The 19,783-nt window shown below is 30.5% G+C and carries 19 protein-coding genes; 9 read left to right on the top strand and 10 right to left on the bottom strand.

The window, feature by feature from the left end:
* Nucleotides 1-7 precede the first annotated feature (7 nt).
* Together ACUSJC_RS01385 and ACUSJC_RS01380 are read right to left on the bottom strand one after the other, a co-directional pair.
* Complete coding sequence (locus tag ACUSJC_RS01385) at nucleotides 8-1,069, bottom strand: AMP-binding protein (RefSeq protein WP_449267760.1); 1,062 nt, start codon at nucleotides 1,067-1,069, stop codon at nucleotides 8-10.
* A gap of 11 nt (nucleotides 1,070-1,080) precedes the next feature.
* Nucleotides 1,081-1,968, bottom strand: a complete 888-nt coding sequence (locus tag ACUSJC_RS01380; protein ID WP_449267759.1) for a CPBP family intramembrane glutamic endopeptidase — start codon at nucleotides 1,966-1,968, stop codon at nucleotides 1,081-1,083.
* A 105-nt stretch (nucleotides 1,969-2,073) separates the two neighbouring features.
* On the opposite strand from ACUSJC_RS01380, the gene arsC reads away from it, so the two are divergent.
* On the top strand, nucleotides 2,074-2,418 hold the full coding sequence (arsC, locus tag ACUSJC_RS01375; RefSeq protein WP_449267758.1) for an arsenate reductase (glutaredoxin): 345 nt from the start codon (nucleotides 2,074-2,076) through the stop codon (nucleotides 2,416-2,418).
* Between the two features lie 105 nt (nucleotides 2,419-2,523).
* Nucleotides 2,524-4,980: a TonB-dependent receptor domain-containing protein gene (locus ACUSJC_RS01370; RefSeq protein ID WP_449267757.1), complete on the top strand. Its 2,457-nt coding sequence runs from the start codon at nucleotides 2,524-2,526 to the stop codon at nucleotides 4,978-4,980.
* A gap of 77 nt (nucleotides 4,981-5,057) precedes the next feature.
* Here the strand turns inward: ACUSJC_RS01370 and ACUSJC_RS01365 are convergent, their stop codons facing one another.
* On the bottom strand, nucleotides 5,058-5,225 hold the full coding sequence (locus ACUSJC_RS01365; RefSeq protein ID WP_449267756.1) for a hypothetical protein: 168 nt from the start codon (nucleotides 5,223-5,225) through the stop codon (nucleotides 5,058-5,060).
* Between the two features lie 103 nt (nucleotides 5,226-5,328).
* Between ACUSJC_RS01365 and fumC the strand changes: the two genes are divergently transcribed.
* Nucleotides 5,329-6,708 carry a class II fumarate hydratase gene (gene fumC, locus ACUSJC_RS01360; protein ID WP_449267755.1) on the top strand — a complete coding sequence of 460 codons (1,380 nt, stop codon included), beginning with the start codon at nucleotides 5,329-5,331 and terminating at the stop codon, nucleotides 6,706-6,708.
* Nucleotides 6,709-6,763: 55 nt separating this feature from the next.
* Here fumC and ACUSJC_RS01355 read toward each other — a convergent pair whose 3' ends face one another.
* Nucleotides 6,764-7,480, bottom strand: a complete 717-nt coding sequence (locus tag ACUSJC_RS01355) for a DUF1003 domain-containing protein (protein WP_449267754.1) — start codon at nucleotides 7,478-7,480, stop codon at nucleotides 6,764-6,766.
* 12 nt (nucleotides 7,481-7,492) lie between these two features.
* On the bottom strand, nucleotides 7,493-8,563 hold the full coding sequence (gene corA / locus ACUSJC_RS01350) for a magnesium/cobalt transporter CorA (RefSeq protein WP_449267753.1): 1,071 nt from the start codon (nucleotides 8,561-8,563) through the stop codon (nucleotides 7,493-7,495).
* A 71-nt stretch (nucleotides 8,564-8,634) separates the two neighbouring features.
* Between corA and hutI the strand changes: the two genes are divergently transcribed.
* Nucleotides 8,635-9,870 (top strand): imidazolonepropionase, encoded by a 1,236-nt coding sequence (gene hutI, locus ACUSJC_RS01345; protein ID WP_449267752.1) that lies wholly within the window; start codon nucleotides 8,635-8,637, stop codon nucleotides 9,868-9,870.
* A gap of 55 nt (nucleotides 9,871-9,925) precedes the next feature.
* Here hutI and ACUSJC_RS01340 read toward each other — a convergent pair whose 3' ends face one another.
* Nucleotides 9,926-10,804 carry a hypothetical protein gene (locus ACUSJC_RS01340; protein WP_449267751.1) on the bottom strand — a complete coding sequence of 293 codons (879 nt, stop codon included), beginning with the start codon at nucleotides 10,802-10,804 and terminating at the stop codon, nucleotides 9,926-9,928.
* Between the two features lie 124 nt (nucleotides 10,805-10,928).
* Between ACUSJC_RS01340 and ACUSJC_RS01335 the strand changes: the two genes are divergently transcribed.
* Complete coding sequence (locus tag ACUSJC_RS01335; protein WP_449267750.1) at nucleotides 10,929-11,957, top strand: formimidoylglutamase; 1,029 nt, start codon at nucleotides 10,929-10,931, stop codon at nucleotides 11,955-11,957.
* A gap of 3 nt (nucleotides 11,958-11,960) precedes the next feature.
* Here the strand turns inward: ACUSJC_RS01335 and ACUSJC_RS01330 are convergent, their stop codons facing one another.
* Nucleotides 11,961-14,162 (bottom strand): ATP-binding protein, encoded by a 2,202-nt coding sequence (locus ACUSJC_RS01330; protein ID WP_449267749.1) that lies wholly within the window; start codon nucleotides 14,160-14,162, stop codon nucleotides 11,961-11,963.
* A 68-nt stretch (nucleotides 14,163-14,230) separates the two neighbouring features.
* Nucleotides 14,231-15,922: an energy-dependent translational throttle protein EttA gene (gene ettA, locus ACUSJC_RS01325; protein ID WP_449267748.1), complete on the bottom strand. Its 1,692-nt coding sequence runs from the start codon at nucleotides 15,920-15,922 to the stop codon at nucleotides 14,231-14,233.
* A gap of 141 nt (nucleotides 15,923-16,063) precedes the next feature.
* Here ettA and ACUSJC_RS01320 point away from each other — a divergent pair, with 141 nt between their 5' ends.
* From ACUSJC_RS01320 to ACUSJC_RS01305, 4 genes are all read left to right on the top strand, one after another.
* Nucleotides 16,064-17,644, top strand: coding sequence for a tyrosine-type recombinase/integrase (locus tag ACUSJC_RS01320; RefSeq protein WP_449267747.1), 1,581 nt, complete (start codon nucleotides 16,064-16,066; stop codon nucleotides 17,642-17,644).
* Between the two features lie 14 nt (nucleotides 17,645-17,658).
* The gene (locus ACUSJC_RS01315; protein ID WP_449267746.1) at nucleotides 17,659-17,823 is read left to right on the top strand and encodes a hypothetical protein; all 165 of its coding nucleotides are present in this window, start codon (nucleotides 17,659-17,661) and stop codon (nucleotides 17,821-17,823) included.
* A gap of 41 nt (nucleotides 17,824-17,864) precedes the next feature.
* Nucleotides 17,865-18,014 (top strand): hypothetical protein, encoded by a 150-nt coding sequence (locus ACUSJC_RS01310; RefSeq protein ID WP_449267745.1) that lies wholly within the window; start codon nucleotides 17,865-17,867, stop codon nucleotides 18,012-18,014.
* Nucleotides 18,015-18,128: 114 nt separating this feature from the next.
* Nucleotides 18,129-18,629 carry a hypothetical protein gene (locus ACUSJC_RS01305; RefSeq protein ID WP_449267744.1) on the top strand — a complete coding sequence of 167 codons (501 nt, stop codon included), beginning with the start codon at nucleotides 18,129-18,131 and terminating at the stop codon, nucleotides 18,627-18,629.
* A 19-nt stretch (nucleotides 18,630-18,648) separates the two neighbouring features.
* On the opposite strand, the gene ACUSJC_RS01300 is transcribed toward ACUSJC_RS01305, so the two are convergent.
* Nucleotides 18,649-18,843, bottom strand: a complete 195-nt coding sequence (locus tag ACUSJC_RS01300) for a hypothetical protein (RefSeq protein WP_449267743.1) — start codon at nucleotides 18,841-18,843, stop codon at nucleotides 18,649-18,651.
* A 5-nt stretch (nucleotides 18,844-18,848) separates the two neighbouring features.
* Complete coding sequence (locus ACUSJC_RS01295; protein ID WP_449267742.1) at nucleotides 18,849-19,688, bottom strand: hypothetical protein; 840 nt, start codon at nucleotides 19,686-19,688, stop codon at nucleotides 18,849-18,851.
* Nucleotides 19,689-19,783 lie beyond the last annotated feature (95 nt).

The following is a 19,783-nucleotide window of genomic DNA, read 5'->3' as shown; positions in this document are numbered from 1 at the left end:
AACGGGCTTAGTTAAGCCCGTTTTTTTCTAATGTTACTTTTCTATTTATTTTTCCATTTTCCGTTTCGCTGAATTGCGGAACATTCCAAATTTCTTTAGGTTTTTCATAAGTATCTAAACCTTCAAAAACTTTAGTGTCTATTGTATTGGTGTCATTTTCAACCACCAAAACAACCTTTTGTCCTAAATGCTCATCTGCAGTTGATGTAATAAAATAACGAAAAGGCAATTTACCGTCTAACTTTTTCTCAACCAATTCAGGTACAATTTTAATGCCACCCGAATTAATAATATTATCTTTTCTACCGATCCATTTAAACGTGTTTTCGCCTGTAATTTCTATTAAATCATTAGTAAAGATCTTTTCAGCAGAGACTCTTGGCGCTTCAATAACCAAACAACCTTCAATATCTTTTGAAATCAAAACATCAGGCAAAACCGTAAATTCTTCTTCACTAATTTTTTTTGCCGCAATATGCGTGATAGTTTCGGTCATTCCATAGGTTTCAAAACTATGGGTTGACTTATGTTTCAGTTGCTCTATTAAATTTTTAGAAACTTTGGCTCCGCCAATAATCAATTTATCAATTTGTTCTATGTCTTCCATAGCGTGTTCAACTTGCAACGGAACCATAGCGGCAAAGTCGTATTTTTTTTGAGTATTAGCTAACGGATTTCCTTTGGGTGAAACCAGATCCATTTCTAATCCTAAAATAATGGAACGAACCAACATTAATTTTCCGGCAATAAATCGGGATGGTAAACAATGTAAAGCGGTATTTCCGGGTTCTAAACCAAAGAAATCTCCGGTTGCTAAAGCAGAATTCACCATAGCTTGTTTGTCAATCTTAATCATCTTTGGCTTACCGGTTGTTCCTGACGTTTGTGTGTCTACAAAATCTTTATCATCGAACCAATCCAATAAAAACAATCCGGCTTCCTTTTCAAAATCTTCTCCTTCTTTAATTAAGCTGTACGCCAATTGAAATAAAGAATCTCTGTCTAAATGAAAACCATTAATTTTAAATCGGTTATGAATATTTTTAAAATGAGGATGTGCTACTAACATATTTTTATCATTTAATCCTTTAAAGTTCCGAATAATTTTTCTTTCCAATTCGTCCAACCGTATTTTTTTGAAAAAATAAAAATTAAAGCCGGATAAATTACTAAGACAGGAAACAAAACATCAAAATTAATACTGGGTTGAGAAACGTCCTTAAGCACAGAATAGGTTTGAAAAGCTGTCCAATCGGAAGTAACTAATAAAGCGCCTACTAAATTATTGGCAGCATGAAAACCTAATGCCAATTCCATTCCGTCGTCTAAAAGTGTAATCAAGCCTAAAAATAATCCGGTTCCGATATAATAAATCATAATAAAGGGACCTATTTTTTCAACTTCGGGATTCGCTGCATGCATTAACCCAAACAAAACTGAACTTACTACAAAACCGATAAAAGGCCTATAAGTTCCTAAACTCAAACCTTGTAAAATTTGTCCTCTAAACAAAAATTCTTCAAAACTAGTCTGCATTGGGATTAAAATCACAGCCATAATAAAAAAAATAAGGAATCTTTCCGGTTTAAAGTTCCATACAAAATTTTCAGGAGTACTGTAATAAGCCCATAACGTAGTTAAAATGGTAAAAACAGCCCAAATACTAAACGAAAAGAAAATTCTTCCCCAGTCTATTTTTTCTCTTCCTGAAATAAAAATAGTTAAAGGAATTCTATGAATAAACTTTGTCCAAACTAAAACAATAAGAAATCCTAATGCCAAGGGAGCTATTAAAGATAAGAAAGTAACATTTACACCTAAAGTAGCTATCGATTGCTGCATTACTTCGGTAGTATCTACTTGTGAAGAAAGGAAAAAATTGATCAACATTAAAAGAATAAAACTTAAAGGAATAGGCCAATATAAAAGTAAGCTTGGCTTTAATTTCTGAATGCGCTCTAAATACATAAAAGATAGGTTTACTTACAAAGGTAGCTTTTAAAGGAAAAAACAACAAATAGTTTTTATCAAAATTAGTTTCAGTATCTTTACATTCTAATAAATATTACATCAATGATTACAATATATCACAATCCTAAATGTACAAAATCCAGAGAAGGTTTATGCGAATTAGAAGATCTAAAACAAGATTTTACTATTCGCAAATATTTAGACGAACCTTTTACCAAACAGGAATTACAGGAAGTTATTCAAAAATTAGGCATCAAACCTATTGAATTAGTACGTACCAAAGAAACCATTTGGAAAGAGCAATTCAAAGGAAAAGAATTAACCGATAAAGAAATCATTGAAGCCATGCTTGAAAATCCTAAATTGATTGAACGACCTATTGTTGTTAACGGAAATAAAGCCATTATTGCAAGACCTAAAGAGCGTATTCAAGAAATTTTAAATTAGCTTAAAGCTTATCCTAACATTTCTTTGCATTTTTTTAACAAACATTTGTGATTTTACGCTTAAACCAAAGTTTACTTTTGTCGTCTAAGAGATAAACTTTAATACATGCAACGTATACTAACCACATTTGCGCTACTTCTATTAGCCTCAATCACAGCTTTTTCTCAAGGAAAAAAGGTAAAAATTACCGGAAAAATCATTGAAAAAGGTTCCAATCTTCCATTAGAATATGCTACCGTAGTTTTTCAAGATGTCAAAAATCCAGAAAAATTATCAGGTTCTGTTACCGATATGGATGGAAACTTCAATTTTGAAGTCTCTACCGGAACCTATAATGTTCGTTATGAATATATTTCTTTTAAAACGGTAGAAGTTAAAAATAAAACCATTACTGCTGATACTAATTTAGGTTCAGTTTTTATGGAAGCTGATATTGCACAATTACAAGGTGTAGAATTAGTTGCCGAAAAATCTTTAGTCGAAATAAAGTTAGATAAACGCGTTTACAACGTAGGAAAAGATATGACCGTAAAAGGTGGAACAATTAGTGATGTTTTAGACAATGTTCCATCAGTAACTATTGATCCGGAAGGAAATATTGCGTTGAGAGGTAATGAAAACGTAAAAATATTAATTGACGGAAAACCATCGGGACTTGCCGGAATTAATATTGCTGATGCTTTAAAATTATTGCCTGCTGATTCTGTTGATAAAATAGAAGTGATTACCAATCCATCAGCACGTTATGATGCAGAAGGTGGCGGAGGTATTATCAATATTGTATTGAAAAAAGGAAAAGCTAATGGTGTAAACGGATCAGTTGTATTAACAGCGGGTGACCCTAAAAATTATATGGCAAACGCTAGTATCAACAAAAAGACAGATACTTTTAATTTGTTTTCAAACTTTGGATACAATTACAGAAATTCACCAGGAAATTCATCAACAGATTCTCGTTATTTAAATGATGACAATTCCACCAAAAGCTATAGCGAAGAAAGAAGAAAAAACCACAGACTAAATGATGGTTATAATGCTAATTTTGGTTTAGATTGGTCATTATCAAAATCGTTAACCTGGACAAACTCAGTAACCTTTGCTGAAAGCACAGGAAAAAACCCTGATGATGTTTACATTACCTATTATGATGCTGATCATAATTTTGACTATACTAAAAATCGTTTCAATGACGGAATTAGTGATAATTTCAGAATTGAATATGCTACTAATTTCACTAAAGAGTTTAAAAAAGAAGGTCACAAATTAACGGTTGACATGGCTTTTTCTCAAAACCGTGAAGACGATAGCTCTACTATTACCGATCAAAATTTAGGTGACATTTCATCGCTTTATTACGAAAGAACGCTAAACAACAATAACCAAAACCGTAATTTATTCCAAACAGATTATGTATTGCCTATTGGCGAAAATGGACGTTTCGAAGCCGGATATAGAGGTTCATTCCAAAGAAATTTAACTGATTTTGTTATCGAATCGGAAGATAACGGAAGTTGGATTCGCAATGATTTATATTCTAACCTATTAGAATACAACGAAAATATCAATGCACTTTATATGCAATATGGTAATAAATACAAGAAATTTTCTTATTTCTTAGGCGTGCGTTTTGAAGATAGCGATATTGATGTTAACTCAATTACATCAAATAATTATAACAAGAAAAAATACAACAACTTCTTCCCTACTGGTACTTTAGGTTACGAGTTTAGCGAAACAAGTTCAATGACTTTAAGTTATAGTAAACGTATTAACAGACCTAGAGGACGTTTCTTAAATCCGTTTTCATCTTATTCAAGTAACATCAATATTTTTCAAGGAAATCCTGATTTAAACCCTTCTTATACTAATGTTTTTGATTTAGGATATTTAAAAAGATGGAATAAAGTAACATTAAACACTTCAGCTTATGTTAATCTTACAGATGATTCTTTTCAATTTGTAAGAAGAGAATCCGGAAATTTTGTAAATGGTGTTCCGGTTATTGTTAGTACTCCCATTAACTTAGCTAAAGAGTACCGCGGAGGTTTTGAATTTAATGTTAGCTACAATCCTTTTAAGTGGTGGAGATTGAATTCTAACTTCAATCTGTTTAGAAATGAAACTCAAGGAGAATACAGCTATGTGGATTATCAAAATAATGTAGTAGTTCAAAATTTAGATAATGTAGCTACAACTTGGTTTACACGTTTAAGCTCTAAAATAACGTTACCTTATAAAATTGACTGGCAAACCAATGCTACTTATAATGCTCCTGAGAAAACAGCTCAAGGAAAACGTTTATCAATGACATCAATCAACTTAGCTTTTAGTAAAGATATTTTAAAAGACAAAGGAACTTTATCTTTTAATGTAAGTGATTTATTGAATAGTCGTAAAAGAAGAATGAATACGTATTTACCGGGAAGTGTTGATTCCTATTCAGAATTTCAGTGGAGACAAAGACAAATTAACTTTTCATTTACTTACCGTTTCAATATGAAAAAAGAAAGAGATCAAAGAAGAGATGAAAATGGTGGTAGTGAAGGAGAGTTCATGGGATAATTTGATATAATAATAACTCATAAAAAAAGTCCTGATTTAAATCAGGACTTTTTTATTGTAAGTAAAGATAAAATCTATTATCCTTCACTGTTTTGTCTTTTCTCTTTTCTTTCTTTGATGAATTCTTTAATAGCTCCACCAATCCAGTAAGGAACAAATGATGCTAAAAAAATCATTAACCAAAAACCTATCGTTAAGATAGTTAAGAAAAGTAAAAAACCTAAATACTGTTGAAATTCAAACATGTTTTCCGGAATTTTATGAATTCAAGCTCAAAGATAGCATTTTTAGCATTATCCTAACAAACTTTATGCTATAAAAATTCTAACTTTATAGAAAAAAGAAAAAATGTACAGAATAGAAAAAGACACGTTGGGCGAAGTAAAAGTTCCTACCGATAAACTTTGGGGCGCACAAACCGAACGTTCTCGAAATAATTTTAAAATTGGAGCTCCGGCTTCTATGCCTCACGAGATCATTGACGCTTTTGCATATCTCAAAAAAGCAGCGGCTTATACGAATACAGAATTAGGTGTTCTCCCTGAAAATAAACGCAATTTAATTGCTCAGGTTGCCGACGAAATTTTAGAAGGAAAACTAAATGAACACTTTCCTTTGGTAATCTGGCAAACGGGTTCCGGTACACAATCTAATATGAATGTGAATGAAGTAATTGCGCATAGAGCTCAACAAATTTCCGGTAAAGATTTTACAGAAGAACCTGTTTTAAAAGCAAATGATGATGTCAATAAATCACAATCATCAAATGATACTTTTCCAACAGCCATGCACATTGCAGCAAGCATTCAGTTAATCCAACATACTATTCCGGCAATTGAAACACTGCAAAAAGCTTTGGACACAAAAGCAAACGAATTTAAAGACGTTATCAAAATCGGTCGTACCCATTTAATGGACGCTACTCCCCTAACCTTGGGACAAGAATTTTCGGGTTATGCCCAATTATTGGAAAACGGATTAAAATCGCTCAAACAATCATTAGACCCGCTTTCGGAATTAGCTTTAGGCGGAACGGCTGTCGGTACCGGTTTAAATACACCTGAAGGTTATGATGTTTTGGTAGCTCAATACATTTCAAAATTCACCGGAATTTCATTTCAAACTGCACCCAATAAGTTCGAAGCACTTTCGGCACATAATGCCATTGTACAAAGTCATGCCGCTTTAAAACAATTGGCCGTTTCCTTAAATAAAATTGCTAATGACATTCGTTTACTAGCTTCCGGACCACGTTCGGGGATTGGAGAGATCTTAATTCCGGAAAACGAACCGGGTTCGTCTATTATGCCGGGAAAAGTCAATCCCACACAAAGTGAAGCTCTAACTATGGTCGCGACTCAGGTTATGGGAAATGACGTTGCCATTACCATTGGCGCTACGCAAGGACATTATGAATTAAATGTTTTTAAACCATTACTTATTGCTAATTTCTTGCAATCGGCACGTTTGTTGGGCGACGCTTGTATTTCTTTTACCGAACATTGCGTAAATGAAATTGAACCGAATTATAAACGAATTGACGAGTTATTGAAAAATTCGTTAATGTTAGTTACTGCTTTAAATACAAAAATTGGCTATTATAAAGCTGCCGAAATAGCGCAAACGGCGCATCAAAACGGCACTACTTTAAAAGAAGAAGCCATTCGTTTAGGATATGTTTCTGCTGAAGATTTTGATGAATGGGTAGATCCTAAAAAAATGGTTTGATAATTTTTTTCATCTGTAAAAGAGAAGGAATTCCATTTGAGATTTCTTCTCTTTTTTATGATTTGGATTCGTTTGATTGTCCAATTTTAGCAATGATATCATTCATCATGTCTATCTGAACTTTTTGAATTTCTAACATCGATTGTTCTTGATGTAAAATTAAATGATCTATTTTTTCGTGTAACATTCTGATTTCCAATTCTGATTTTAGATTAATCATGTAATCATTCTTAGCCCTTTCCCGATCTTTTTCTTCCTGACGATTTTGACTCATCATAATTACCGGAGCTTGTAACGCTGCAATACATGACAAAATCAAATTCAACAAGATAAACGGATACGGATCAAAACCTTTGTTGACTAAAAAAAGAACATTTATAATTATCCAAAGTGATAAAAAAACGGCAAACGAAATAATAAACGTCCAACTTCCGCCAAACTCTGCGACTTTATCGGCAACACGTTGACCCAAAGTATACGCATTTTTTTCGTCAATCATTTTGGTAAGACTCTTTTTATGTTTCATAGAGTCCAATACTACTTTCTCTAAACCAGACAATTCTCCTTCCTCATTTAAAAGTAGAGAACTAATATATTTCTCTCGAAAATAGTTCAATTCAGAAACCGATAACACACTATTTTTAGCGAATTCAGGATTCTCTTTTAGAATTAAATCCAAAATTGGTTTACGAATTGATCTTCCATAAACTTTTTCGGTAATCGGAAATTCTTTGTGTGAAATAGAACTAATGAAATTTTCTTTTTTTGACATCTTTCTTTGAAATTAGAACCAACGTTTCTTTTTAAAATAAAAAATCATTCCCATAACTAAAGCTGCCATGATTGTTAATACTACATAATATCCATATCGTGTATCAAGTTCAGGCATGTTATGAAAATTCATCCCATATAAACCAACAATAAATGTCAAAGGTAAAAATATAGACGATATAACGGTCAACGTTTTCATTACTTCATTCATTTTGTGATTTTGAGTCGTGTAATAAAAATTACTGGCACTATCTAATGAACTCATATCGTATTCAATTTGGTCCAAAAGTTCGATTGTTTTTTGATGTAATCGGCTAAAGAATACAAAATTAGTTTCCTGAATACTACTGAATTCATCGTCTTCTCTAATGGTTTTTATCGTAAACAAAGCTTCTTTCAACGGAATTAAAGAACGTTTTAAGAAATGAAAAACTTCTCTTAACTGCTCAATTTCTTCTATTATAACCGGATCATCTGATGTCTTAGATTGCTGTTGCAGATCTTCAATTTTTTCTTCTTTTTTTTCAATAGTAATATAGAAATTCTCAATTACAGCATCAAGCAACAAAAATAGTAAATAATCGACTTTCTTTTTGCGTACCACACCAGTATTGGTTCTCAAGCGTTCTCGTATATGTGTAAAAAAATCACCTCTTTTTTCCTGAAAAGATACTACCAACCCATCTTGAATCAAAAAACTGATTTGCTCAATAGAAATACTCTCATTTTCAGCAGTTGGTAAAATAGATTTAATACTAAAAAATAAAGATTCGTCCAACTCATCTAAACGAGTTCCTCGCGTAATATTCAGAATATCAGAAACAATAATACTGTTGACTTGCAAGTAATCGGTTAGTTCTTTGATCCCTTCCAAGTTTGTTAAACCATGTAGATTTAGCCAATTGCATTGTTCAGGATTCTTAAACTTAATAAAATCATTTACCGAAATATTTTGATATTCTACAATTGCATCTTCATTATAAACAAACAATTGCATTTCTGTTTGTTTGTCGGTATAAATTCCGTTGTATTCCAATGGCTGAAAATTAACTTTTCGCCCCTTTTTGTACTTTATTTTTCTCAAAATCCTAATTTTTACCCATAAAGATAGGAGTTTTTAAAATTCGGGCTTACTTTTACCTAAAATATTTTCATATGCAAACTATCATCATAAACATACAAGAACTATTACAAGTAAGAGAAACTTCTGTTTCTTTTCTATCGGGAAATGAAATGAAAGAACTACCAAAAATTGATAACGCTTTTCTAGTTATTGAAAATGATGTTATTATCGATTTTGGTTCAATGGAAAGCTGTCCACCTTTAGAAAACAAAGAAGTTATTGATGCGAATGGTTGTGTGGTTTTGCCGACTTGGGTAGACAGTCACACGCATTTGGTTTATGCCGGAAACCGCATTTGGGAATTTGTAGATCGCATTAACGGATTGTCATACGAAGAAATAGCGAACAGAGGCGGTGGAATTTTAAATTCCGCTAAGCGATTAAATGAAACTTCGGAAGATGAAATTTATGAACAATCTAAAAAACGTTTAGAAGAAGTCATAAAATTAGGAACAGGAGCCATAGAAATTAAATCAGGCTATGGTTTAACTGTTGAAGGCGAATTAAAAATGCTTCGTGTGATTAAACGTTTAAAGGAAAATTATGATTTGCCTATAAAAGCAACTTTCCTAGGAGCTCATGCTTTTCCTGCCGAATACAAAACCGATCATAAAGGATATATTGAGGTCATCATCAACGAAATGTTGCCTAAAATAGCCGAAGAAGGTTTGGCAGACTACAACGATGCTTTTTTAGAAACCGGTTATTTTTCAGTGGAGGAAACTGTTCAAATTATGGAAGCCGGAAAGAAATATGGTTTAACACCTAAAATTCATGTGAACCAATTTACCGCTATTGAAGGCATAAAAGCGTGTGTTGAAAATGGTGCTTTGAGCGTGGATCATTTGGAAATTGTAACCGACGAAGATATTGCTGTTTTAAAAGAAAGTAAAACCATGCCGGTGGCTTTGCCAAGCTGTTCATACTTCATTAGTATTCCGTATACTCCAGCTCGCAAAATGATAGATGCCGGTTTACCACTTGCTCTAGCCTCTGATTATAATCCGGGAACAACACCATCGGGTAATATGAATTTTGTAGTGGCTACCGCTTGTATCAAAATGAAAATGACTCCTGAAGAAGCTATCAACGCGGCTACTATTAACGCTGCTTATGCAATGGGTATAGAAAATGAAGTAGGAAGCATTACCAAAGGAAAAAAAGCCAACCTAATTATTACCAAACCTATTGTTTCTTTTTATCAGATTCCTTACGAATTCGGTTCTGTTCTAATTGATAAAGTTTTAATTAGTGGAAAAGCAATATAAAAAGGAAAAGGGAGCTTATAAATAAGCTCCCTTTTCCTTTTTATATTATAAACAATTATCTTAAACTGAATGATGTTTTAGAAACATTAGTTCCTTTTTCATCAAATACATTTACAAAGTAAGTTCCTGCTTGAAAATCGTCTCCAGAAACTTCTTCATTTACCTGAACTGTTTTATTTTCAAATTTTACTTTAGTTACAAACGTATAGGTTAATGTTTTATCTCCCATTGGTATCGTTTGTTTTTCTCCTAAAATATTATTTTTACTATCAATGATTTGAACATAATATGTTCTGTCTCCTGACTTAGCAATTTGGTTTTCAGCAATTACAAAACTTACTTTTAATTTATTGGCTCTGCTTGCTTTATCTGTTTCTACTTGTTTTCCGGAACTTTTTTCTTTAACTGCTAATACATTTAAATTCAATACCGCAAGTTTTGATCCTTTTTCAACGGTTTGAGAAAGTCCTTCATTTTGCATTAACAAAGTATCACTATACTTTCTTGAGGCATCTAATTCTGTTTTAGTACTGTCTAAACTTGAAGTTAAAGCTACATTTTGTTCTTTTAACAATTTGTTTTCAGCTACTAAGTTGTCCATTTCCCTTTTTAAACGAAAATATTCATTCTTGTAACGAGAAACATCACCATTAGACTTTTCTATTTTAGCTAACAATTCCTCCATTTTAGCTTTTTGTTCTTTCGCATCTTCTTCCAACCCATTTTTTTCTTTAGACATTACTTCAAGCTCGGCAATTTTAGCTTTTAGATCATTTGTAATAGAATCTTTTTCCGTTAATACTTCTGTTTTTTCTTTTTTCAATCCTGAAATATCAGAACTTAACTTAAAAATGTATCCTACACTGGCTAATAATAACAGTAATAAAGTTAAAAAGACAGCTTTCAACTTTGAAGTATTAGGCTTGTTTTCCATAGAGATAAGGTTTTAAAATTGATTAGATAAAAACAAATCTACAATTTATTAAGTATTTTATCAATTTATTAGGTAACTAATTTTAAAGTATTAATTTTGATTATAGAATTACCCGTAAAAAGTAATGGAAAATATCAAATTATTATCCGCTAATCAGCTAGTCAAAATCACCAATCATAGAAGCGGTGAAATTAAATTTGGTGAGAAAGTAGAAATTGTCCCTGAAAGTACCGACATACTGAAATACATACAAAATTCACCGGCAAAATTTGTACTTCTGGGTTTACCGGAAGACATTGGGGTTAAAGCTAATTTTGGTCGTGCCGGCACTGCTTCGGCTTATGAAAATGCCTTAAAAAGTTTGGTTAACATTCAACACAATAAATTTTGTAAAGGAAATGAATTGCTGATTCTCGGTGCTCTTGATTTTGAAAATGAAATGCAGGAAGCAAAAGAACTATCGGTTCATAATAAGGACGATAAAAAGCGCCTATTTCAACTGGTTGAAAAAATTGACAAGGAAGTTTCGCATACCATTCATCAAATCATTGGAACAGGAAAAATTCCTATCATTATTGGTGGCGGACATAATAATGCATACGGTAACATAAAAGGATTAGCTTTAGCTAAAGGAAAACCGGTAAATGCCGTGAATTTTGATGCGCATACTGATTTTAGAATTTTAGAAGGACGTCATTCCGGAAATGGTTTTAGTTATGCTTTTGAAGATGGTTTTTTGAAGAACTATTTTGTTTTTGGATTACATGAAAACTTTGTTTCTAAAAGTGTTTTTAATACATTAAAAGAACTGAACGAGCGTGTTCGTTTTGTAACTTATGAAGAAGTTGAAGTGAAACGAATTAAAGATTTTGATCAGCAACTAGATGAAGCTTTGAACTTTATTAAAAACGACCCTTTTGGTATTGAATTGGATTTAGATGCGATTCCCGGAATTCCATCAAGTGCAATGACGTTAAGCGGTTTTAGCGTTCAGCAAGCTCGTGAATATGTGTATCATTTTGGTCAACATAAAAACGCCGCTTACTTACACATTTGTGAGGGAGCCCCTGATTTGGATCATAGTAACAATAGTCATTTAACCGGAAAATTAATAGCTTATTTGGTGACCGATTTTATGAAAAGTAAAATGTAAATTTTACTTCAAATACTGATGGAGTACTTTCATGAAATAATTGACTTCAAAAGGCTTAACTATTATTTCATTGATTTGAACTTCTTTTGCTTTTTCTATGATCTCATCTTTTTCAAAAGCCGTTACCGCTATAATTGGCAGTTGCATGCCTCTTTCTCGGATTAATTTTGACGTTTCAAATCCGTTAATTTGAGGCATGTTGATATCCATTAAAATAGCATCAAAATGTTCTCTTTCTAAAATATCCAATGCTGCATAACCGTCTGCTACAATGACACACTGGAATCCTTTGTTTTCCAGAAGATGTTTGGTCACTACCTGATTAATTTTATTATCTTCTACAACCAGAATATTGTATTGTTTTTTGTTTTTTGTCGTTACTTCAAGCTTTTCATCAGACCATTCTATTTCTACCACATCTTCTTTTTTTCCTTCCTGAAATGGAACTGTAAAAAGGATTTTGGTTCCTTTATTTACTTCACTTTTTAAGTTTATGGTTCCTTTGAAAAGTTCTACTAGTCGTTTTACAATGGTTAATCCTAAACCGGTTCCTTGATAATCTTCGTCTTTTCTTTCGATCTGGACGAATTTTTCAAAAACTTTTTCTTGATTTTCTTCTGAGATTCCTATTCCATTGTCTTTCACCATAAACTGAATCCACAAGTTTTGTTTTTCTTTTTCTTGCAATTCCGCTTTTATCAAAACTTTTCCGTTGTACGTAAATTTTAATGAATTACTCATTAAATTAAAGATGATTTGTGAAAGTCTTACACTATCGCCCAACAAATATTCGGGAATATTAGGATCAATTTCAATACTAATGTTGTTTTTATTTCTTCGGGCTATGGTTGCAAGTGAATTTTTGATGGTTACTAGAGTTTCTTCTAAATGGAAAACTTTATTCTCGAGTGTTACTTTGTTTTCTTCAATCTTATTTAAACTCAAAATATCATTTACTAGTGATAATAAATATTCTGCAGAGAATTTTAATGATTTTAAATGACTGCTGTTTTCCAGTTCTTTATATTCTTCTTTAATGATATCTGTAATCCCGATTACGCCATACAATGGAGTTCTAAGCTCATGTGTAATGGTAGAAATGAATTGTGATTTTACATTTGATGCTATCTCTGCTTTTTCTTTGGCTATTCTGAGTTCTTCGTTAATCTCTAGAAGCTTTTGATTTACTTTTTTGCGAAGTTTATTATTTCGAATGGTGATTAGAAGCAGAACAAAAACGAAGGTGAAGAAAAGAAATAATGCAACGATAAAAATTCGTGTATTTCGTAGTTTTTGATCTTGGATTGCCCTTTCCGATTCTATTTTGACTAGTCTTATTTGGGCTTCATTATTTTCTATTTCTTTTCCTACTACTCTAACTTGTTCAATTCGTGCTTCATTATATACTTTGTCTTCTAAAGAATCATGTTTGGATGCAAATAAATAAGCGTTTTTATAGTCTCCGATTTTATCATAAAAGTTGGCTATATTTTGATATGCTTCAACAACATTTCCTTGTAAATATTCTTCTGTATTTTGACTACAGAAATCATTAACTTTTGTAAAATATGCTTTTGCTTTAAAAAAATTATCATAGAAACTATAATATTCTCCATATAATGAATTTAAAGTAATATTGGCCTCTAAATTGCCTGAATGGTCTACAAAATCTTTTACTTCATTCAAAAAAGTGACGCCCTTATCATATTCTCCGTTGGAAAAATAGGCTGAAGTTAAATTCATTTTAGAAAATGCAATTTCCAACGGATCAGAAAATTTCTCTGATAGTTCTAACCCTTTCAGATAATGTTTGATTCCTTCTTTATTGTCTATTTTATAATAGCAATACACATTTCCTAAATTATTATATAGCCATGATTTTACAGTATCGTTTGAAGTTTTATTAGCATGAATCAACCCTTTTTTATAATATTTTATTGCTTTTTCAAGTTCTGCATATTCTGTATAGTTTAATCCGATAATATTGTATGCTTTGGCTGCATAAATATCATCATCATACTGAAGAGCCAGAACTAATACCTTATTGGCAGCATCCATAGACTTTTCTACTTTATTGTCCATGAAAGAGTCAGCAGCATCTATAAGCATCCTTTTCAATTCTTGTTTAGGAGAAATAGTTTCCTGTCCTAAAGACCAAAAAGAAATAAGTAAGTATAAAAAAACAAGAAGTTTTTTTGGAATCATTTCATCAAAAAATAGGGCTACTAAAGTAAAAAAAATCCTGATGAAATGATCAGGATTTTTGGGATAAATTATCGGATTAATTTTTTATACTTGATACGTGTTGGTGTAACCTCTTTTCCTAAGCGTTTCTTCTTATTTTCTTCATATTCAGAGAAACTACCTTCAAAGAAATACACTTGAGAATCGCCTTCAAAAGCTAAAATATGTGTACAAACACGGTCTAAGAACCAACGGTCGTGAGAAATAATAACAGCACAACCTGCAAAGTTTTCTAAACCTTCTTCTAAAGCACGAAGTGTATTGATATCTAAATCATTAGTTGGTTCATCCAAAAGCAACACGTTTCCTTCTTCTTTTAAGGTCATGGCTAAATGAAGACGGTTACGTTCTCCTCCTGATAATGTGGATACTTTTTTGTTCTGGTCACTTCCACCAAAATTAAAGCGAGACAAATAGGCTCTGGAGTTTACTTGACGTCCGCCCATCATGATTAATTCTTGTCCGTCACAGAAATTTTCATAGATTGATTTTTCTACATCAATATTAGCATGTGATTGATCTACATAAGCGATCTTAACGGTATCTCCAATAGTAAATTCTCCACCATCAGGTTTTTCCTCATTCATAATCATACGGAAGATTGTAGATTTACCGGCACCATTTGGACCAATGATTCCCACAATTCCTGCCTGAGGTAGTGTGAAGTTTAAATCTTCATATAATAGTTTGTCTCCAAAAGCTTTAGAAACATGTTTTGCTTCAATAACATTGGTTCCTAGACGAGGACCATTTGGAATATAGATCTCTAATTTTTCTTCTAATTGTTTTTGATCTTCGTTCAACAAACGGTCATAGTTTTGCAAACGCGCTTTTTGTTTGGTTTGACGACCTTTTGCTCCTTGGCGAACCCAATCCAACTCTCGTTCTAAAGTTTTTCTTCTTTTAGAAGCTGTTTTTTCTTCTTGTTCTAAACGTTTTGCTTTTTGGTCTAACCAAGATGAATAATTTCCTTTCCACGGAATGCCTTCTCCTCTGTCTAATTCTAAGATCCAACCGGCAACGTTATCTAAGAAATAACGGTCGTGCGTTACTGCGATAACAGTTCCTGAATATTGTTGCAAATGTTGCTCTAACCATAGAACCGATTCTGCATCCAAGTGGTTGGTTGGCTCGTCTAATAATAACACATCAGGTTGCTGCAACAATAAACGACATAAAGCTACACGGCGTTTTTCTCCTCCGGATAAAACATTGATTGGCGTATCAGCATCAGGAGTACGAAGCGCGTCCATAGCTACTTCTAATTTGTTATCAATTTCCCAAGCACCTGCTGCATCAATTTTATCTTGAAGTTCTGCCTGACGATCCATTAATTTTTGCATCTTATCAGCATCTTCATACACTTCAGGCAAACCAAAATCGTCATTTATTTTGTTGAATTCTTCTAAAAGAGCATAAATTTCAGCAGCACCTTCTCTAACAATTTCAATTACGGTTTTCGATTCGTCTAATTGCGGTTCCTGTTCCAAATAACCAACAGTAAAACCCGGAGCAAAAACAACGTCTCCTTGATAGTTTTTGTCTATTCCTGCAATAATTTTCAGCAAAGAAGACTTCCCGGAACCGTTAAGTCCTAAAATACCAATTTTGGCACCATAGAAGAAGCTCAAATATATATCTTTAAGCACTGTTTTATTTGTACTAGAGTAAGTTTTACTTACCCTTGACATGGAGAAAATTACTTTCTTATCGTCTGACATATGATTGATTTATTTTTTATTAATTTATTAATTTTCAGTTATTTAACTCGTTTTTAATTACTCGATTATTAGATTAAAAATTCCCACATTAATTCCCACTTATTTTTATATCTTTATCAAATAACTATTATCTATTATATTATGTCATTAAAAATAGTTTTGTCAAAAAAATCAAAAAATGATGATTTTGGTTTTCTTCAAATTCAACATATTGAAAACGGACGTAAAATTAAAAAAAGTTTGGGAATTAAAGTTGATGAATTTGATTTTAAAAAATATTGGTCGGTTGAATTTCAAAAATTCTCAACTAAATATAAAAAATCTGAAGAAATTAACGAACAAATTGACGACTTTTTATATAAGTATAAACATCATATAGATTTTAAAAGTAATGTAGACTTAAAAAAATTAAAAAATAAAAAAGAAACCGATATTTCATTTATAAAATACTTTGAAAGATTAATTGAACTTAAACTAACTGTAGGACATAAAAACTACTTAAACAATGTATTAAATAAAATGAAAAATTTTTTAAAATATACAAATAGAACAGATATTTTAATTAAAGATTTTGACAGAGAATTTTTACAATCGTTTATAGTTTATTGTATGACCGTTAAAGATCCAAAGTGCATAAATTACTCAACTATGACATCATATTTAAAAGGGATTAAGGTTGTTTATAATGATATTATAAATAATGATGTTTATTATTTTCAAGGAAATATTTTCAAGAAACTAAAATTTACCGATACTGAAAAACCCGAAAAGAAATCCTTAACTCAAGAACAATTAGATAATTTAAGTAAATTAATTAATTCTGAACATTTGAACAAAGAACAAAAATTAACTTTACAAATGTTCTTTTTTCAAATTATTTCAAACGGAATGCGTGTAAGTGATTTGCTATTTTTAAGGTGGAATAATGTAAAATCTCACTTAATAGAATACAAAATGATGAAGAATCAAAAGAGAACTATTTTCTCTATGACAAGACTACATTTTGTTATTTTAAGTGAATTATTTGACACAAAAAAGTATAACGAATTTATAAATGATGATAATTGTAAAACCCTTATAAGTAAGGAAAAAATTAAGTCTCTAAATAATTATAACTTTAAAGATTATGAAGATTTTGAGAATAGAAAATATTCATTAATTGAACTAAAAGAACTTTCAAAAAAGAATACTTTTTTGAAAAATCAATTAACTGAAACCATACAAGAAATTGAATTTAACATTAATCAAAAATTATATATGAATACGATGAAATCAATTTTAGAACATAAAATTGAAAACGGTAATCAATATATCTTTTTAGATAAATTTAGTAAAAAGTTTTCTGATTATTTTAAAAACTACGGACAAGGAAATAGGCTAAATGAAAACGAATACAATGAATACAAAATTTTAAGAAATCTATATAATTTGAGATTGAGACAAATCTATAAGATATACAACAAAGTATATAAAGTACAACAAGGCGAAAATGAGTTGTTTAATACAGATTGGAAAATCAAACTTTCTTCACACGTTTCTCGACACACCTTCACAACTTTAATGATAAAAAATAATATAAATATCTACGAAGTAAAGGATAGACTAAATCATTCAACTGTTACAACAACCGAAAACTATATAAAACAATTTGAAATTAAAGACGAACATTTTAAAGATGATATAACTCGTTTAATCGAGAACAAAATATCTTTTAATATATAAAAGAAAAAAGTAAAATGTTAAACAGAAAAATAAAAACGAAAATCAACGATTTTTTACAAAAAAAGAGAGTTGATATTCCAATAATAATAAACAACAATATTAATTACGAAACCGACTTCCATCCTATTGATATTGAAGAACTAAAAGATAAATTAAAAAAAATTAACCGAATTAAATAAACTTTTTTTGAACTTTAATATATAAGTAAAAACATCAACTAATGAACTTAAAAAAGTTTAGAAAAATAAAAGAACGATTAAAGAAATACGAAGAATTTAGACGAAATACAACCGATGTAAAAAAACGCCATATATACGATTTAAAGATTAAAATTGAGAAGATAAAAATACAAATAGAACAAAGTAATTAAGAGATGTTAAACTCTAGAATAAATTAGCATAACCTGAAATTAAATGAAAATAAAAAAACCATACTATTTAAAAATAAACGATTATTTCAATCGTAATGGTTGAATTATACAATAATGATATTAAGTAAGAATAATAATTATAAAGAAAAAAATGAGATTATATATGATATATTAAAACACTCAAATTTATTGATTAAACAATCTAAAAACCTGTATTTTATCACAATTACAAGTTTAGACAAAAAAGACCTTAAAAGTTTAAATTTTGACTTTAAAAACAAGATTTTCAACACATTAAGAAAATCTAACAAAAATAGTTATCAAAATTATATATACGTTCTTGAATTTACTGAAAAACTAAGTACTGGAAGTAGATTTTTTAAAAATCTTCACACTCATATTCATATTCTATATGATAGTGATATTGATATAAAAAAATTTAAAACTACTACGAAAAAAGTATTTAAAGATTGTAATATTGATTTAGAGAATATTACCAATAGAAATGACAAATTTTCTATTTCAAATTACCTAATAAAACAATTAAATTGTAATTATTCTATATTTACAAATGATAATTATAACTATAAGATTTCAAAAAAAAACAGTTCTTAAAAGAACTGTTTTTAAATATCTAAATAAATTCTAAAATCTGACCAATTCTTATACTTCTAAAATCATTAATTGTCAATCCATATTCAATAATTTCATCTATTGATTTATTTTTTTCAAGAAAAAATTTTAATAATTCTTTACCTGTAAAGTTTAAATTTATATTTAAATAAGTTACAGTGTAACTATCATTACCTGTTTTTAAAATTCGAATCATAAAAATTAAATTTGAGTACAATCATAAATTCCATTATCATCACTCGGGTCACTACAAGTATTAACATCACTATCAAATGTTGCGTTACTTGGGTCTATGTGAGTTACATCTAATTCATACACTCTTTTATTATCTACACTTGGATTACTTGGTAAATCAATAACTTTAGAAAAAACATTTCTATTAACAACACCATAAACTAATGATGAATTAAATGTTCCAGTAGATTGAACTTTGTAAGTTGTCCAACTATTCCATCCTGTACTACTATTAGTGGATAAAAAATAATTTCTATCTGAAACCATTTGAAAAATCATCGTATCATCAATTAAATATTGATACGGTACTCCATCTACAGATTTAGATTGTGGTGATGTGGGTTGTGTTCCGTCTACTTTCCATTCAATAAAAATTACATTATCACAAGTATAGGTATCTAAATTATAATAAACATCAAAAGTTAAATTTCCTGTTCTTGAAAATGATGTTCCTGTTTGAGTAATCGTATAATTAACCGATTTAGAACCAGTTGTAAAATTAACATTTGATTTTGTTTTTAATTGTCCGTTTATGACTTCAACAGAACCACTATCTGTTCCTGATAGAGTTACACTTAATTGACCACTTAATGAAGAATTAAATAAAGTTCCAAGTACAACATTATTACCTGTTCCTTCTTTAACATAATTATCTCCATTTGATGAAGGATTATAATCTATTTGATTAGGAACATTTGTTGTTAAATCTTGTGTTTGTGACATATCAGAACTTCCACTATCACTACTACAACTAAAGATAATTGATGAAATAACTAACATCAATGAAAGAGAAAAGATTTTTTTCATATTTAATAACGTTTTTAAAGTTTTTCAAATATAAATCTTTTTTTACAAAATAACATACAATCATATGTTATTAAAGTTTGATATAAATCCGAATT

The sequence above is a fragment of the Flavobacterium sp. U410 genome (assembly GCF_053570605.1).
Note: the sequence above shows the minus strand (reverse complement) of the source record. Positions and strands in the feature narration are given on the sequence as shown.

Bases quoted from the DNA above. Each gene is read 5' to 3' on its own strand.
- ACUSJC_RS01380 (WP_449267759.1), bottom strand. From the start codon at position 1,968: ATGTATTTAGAGCGCATTCAGAAATTAAAGCCAAGCTTACTTTTATAT.
- ACUSJC_RS01365 (WP_449267756.1), bottom strand. From the start codon at position 5,225: ATGTTTGAATTTCAACAGTATTTAGGTTTTTTACTTTTCTTAACTATC.
- ACUSJC_RS01335 (WP_449267750.1), top strand. From the start codon at position 10,929: ATGGAAAATATCAAATTATTATCCGCTAATCAGCTAGTCAAAATCACC.
- ACUSJC_RS01385 (WP_449267760.1), bottom strand. From the start codon at position 1,069: ATGTTAGTAGCACATCCTCATTTTAAAAATATTCATAACCGATTTAAA.
- ACUSJC_RS01320 (WP_449267747.1), top strand. From the start codon at position 16,064: ATGTCATTAAAAATAGTTTTGTCAAAAAAATCAAAAAATGATGATTTT.
- hutI (WP_449267752.1), top strand. From the start codon at position 8,635: ATGCAAACTATCATCATAAACATACAAGAACTATTACAAGTAAGAGAA.
- ACUSJC_RS01370 (WP_449267757.1), top strand. From the start codon at position 2,524: ATGCAACGTATACTAACCACATTTGCGCTACTTCTATTAGCCTCAATC.
- ACUSJC_RS01310 (WP_449267745.1), top strand. From the start codon at position 17,865: ATGAACTTAAAAAAGTTTAGAAAAATAAAAGAACGATTAAAGAAATAC.
- ACUSJC_RS01315 (WP_449267746.1), top strand. From the start codon at position 17,659: ATGTTAAACAGAAAAATAAAAACGAAAATCAACGATTTTTTACAAAAA.
- ACUSJC_RS01305 (WP_449267744.1), top strand. From the start codon at position 18,129: ATGATATTAAGTAAGAATAATAATTATAAAGAAAAAAATGAGATTATA.
- ACUSJC_RS01330 (WP_449267749.1), bottom strand. From the start codon at position 14,162: ATGATTCCAAAAAAACTTCTTGTTTTTTTATACTTACTTATTTCTTTT.
- ACUSJC_RS01355 (WP_449267754.1), bottom strand. From the start codon at position 7,480: ATGTCAAAAAAAGAAAATTTCATTAGTTCTATTTCACACAAAGAATTT.
- ACUSJC_RS01300 (WP_449267743.1), bottom strand. From the start codon at position 18,843: ATGATTCGAATTTTAAAAACAGGTAATGATAGTTACACTGTAACTTAT.
- arsC (WP_449267758.1), top strand. From the start codon at position 2,074: ATGATTACAATATATCACAATCCTAAATGTACAAAATCCAGAGAAGGT.
- ACUSJC_RS01340 (WP_449267751.1), bottom strand. From the start codon at position 10,804: ATGGAAAACAAGCCTAATACTTCAAAGTTGAAAGCTGTCTTTTTAACT.
- ettA (WP_449267748.1), bottom strand. From the start codon at position 15,922: ATGTCAGACGATAAGAAAGTAATTTTCTCCATGTCAAGGGTAAGTAAA.
- ACUSJC_RS01295 (WP_449267742.1), bottom strand. From the start codon at position 19,688: ATGAAAAAAATCTTTTCTCTTTCATTGATGTTAGTTATTTCATCAATT.
- fumC (WP_449267755.1), top strand. From the start codon at position 5,329: ATGTACAGAATAGAAAAAGACACGTTGGGCGAAGTAAAAGTTCCTACC.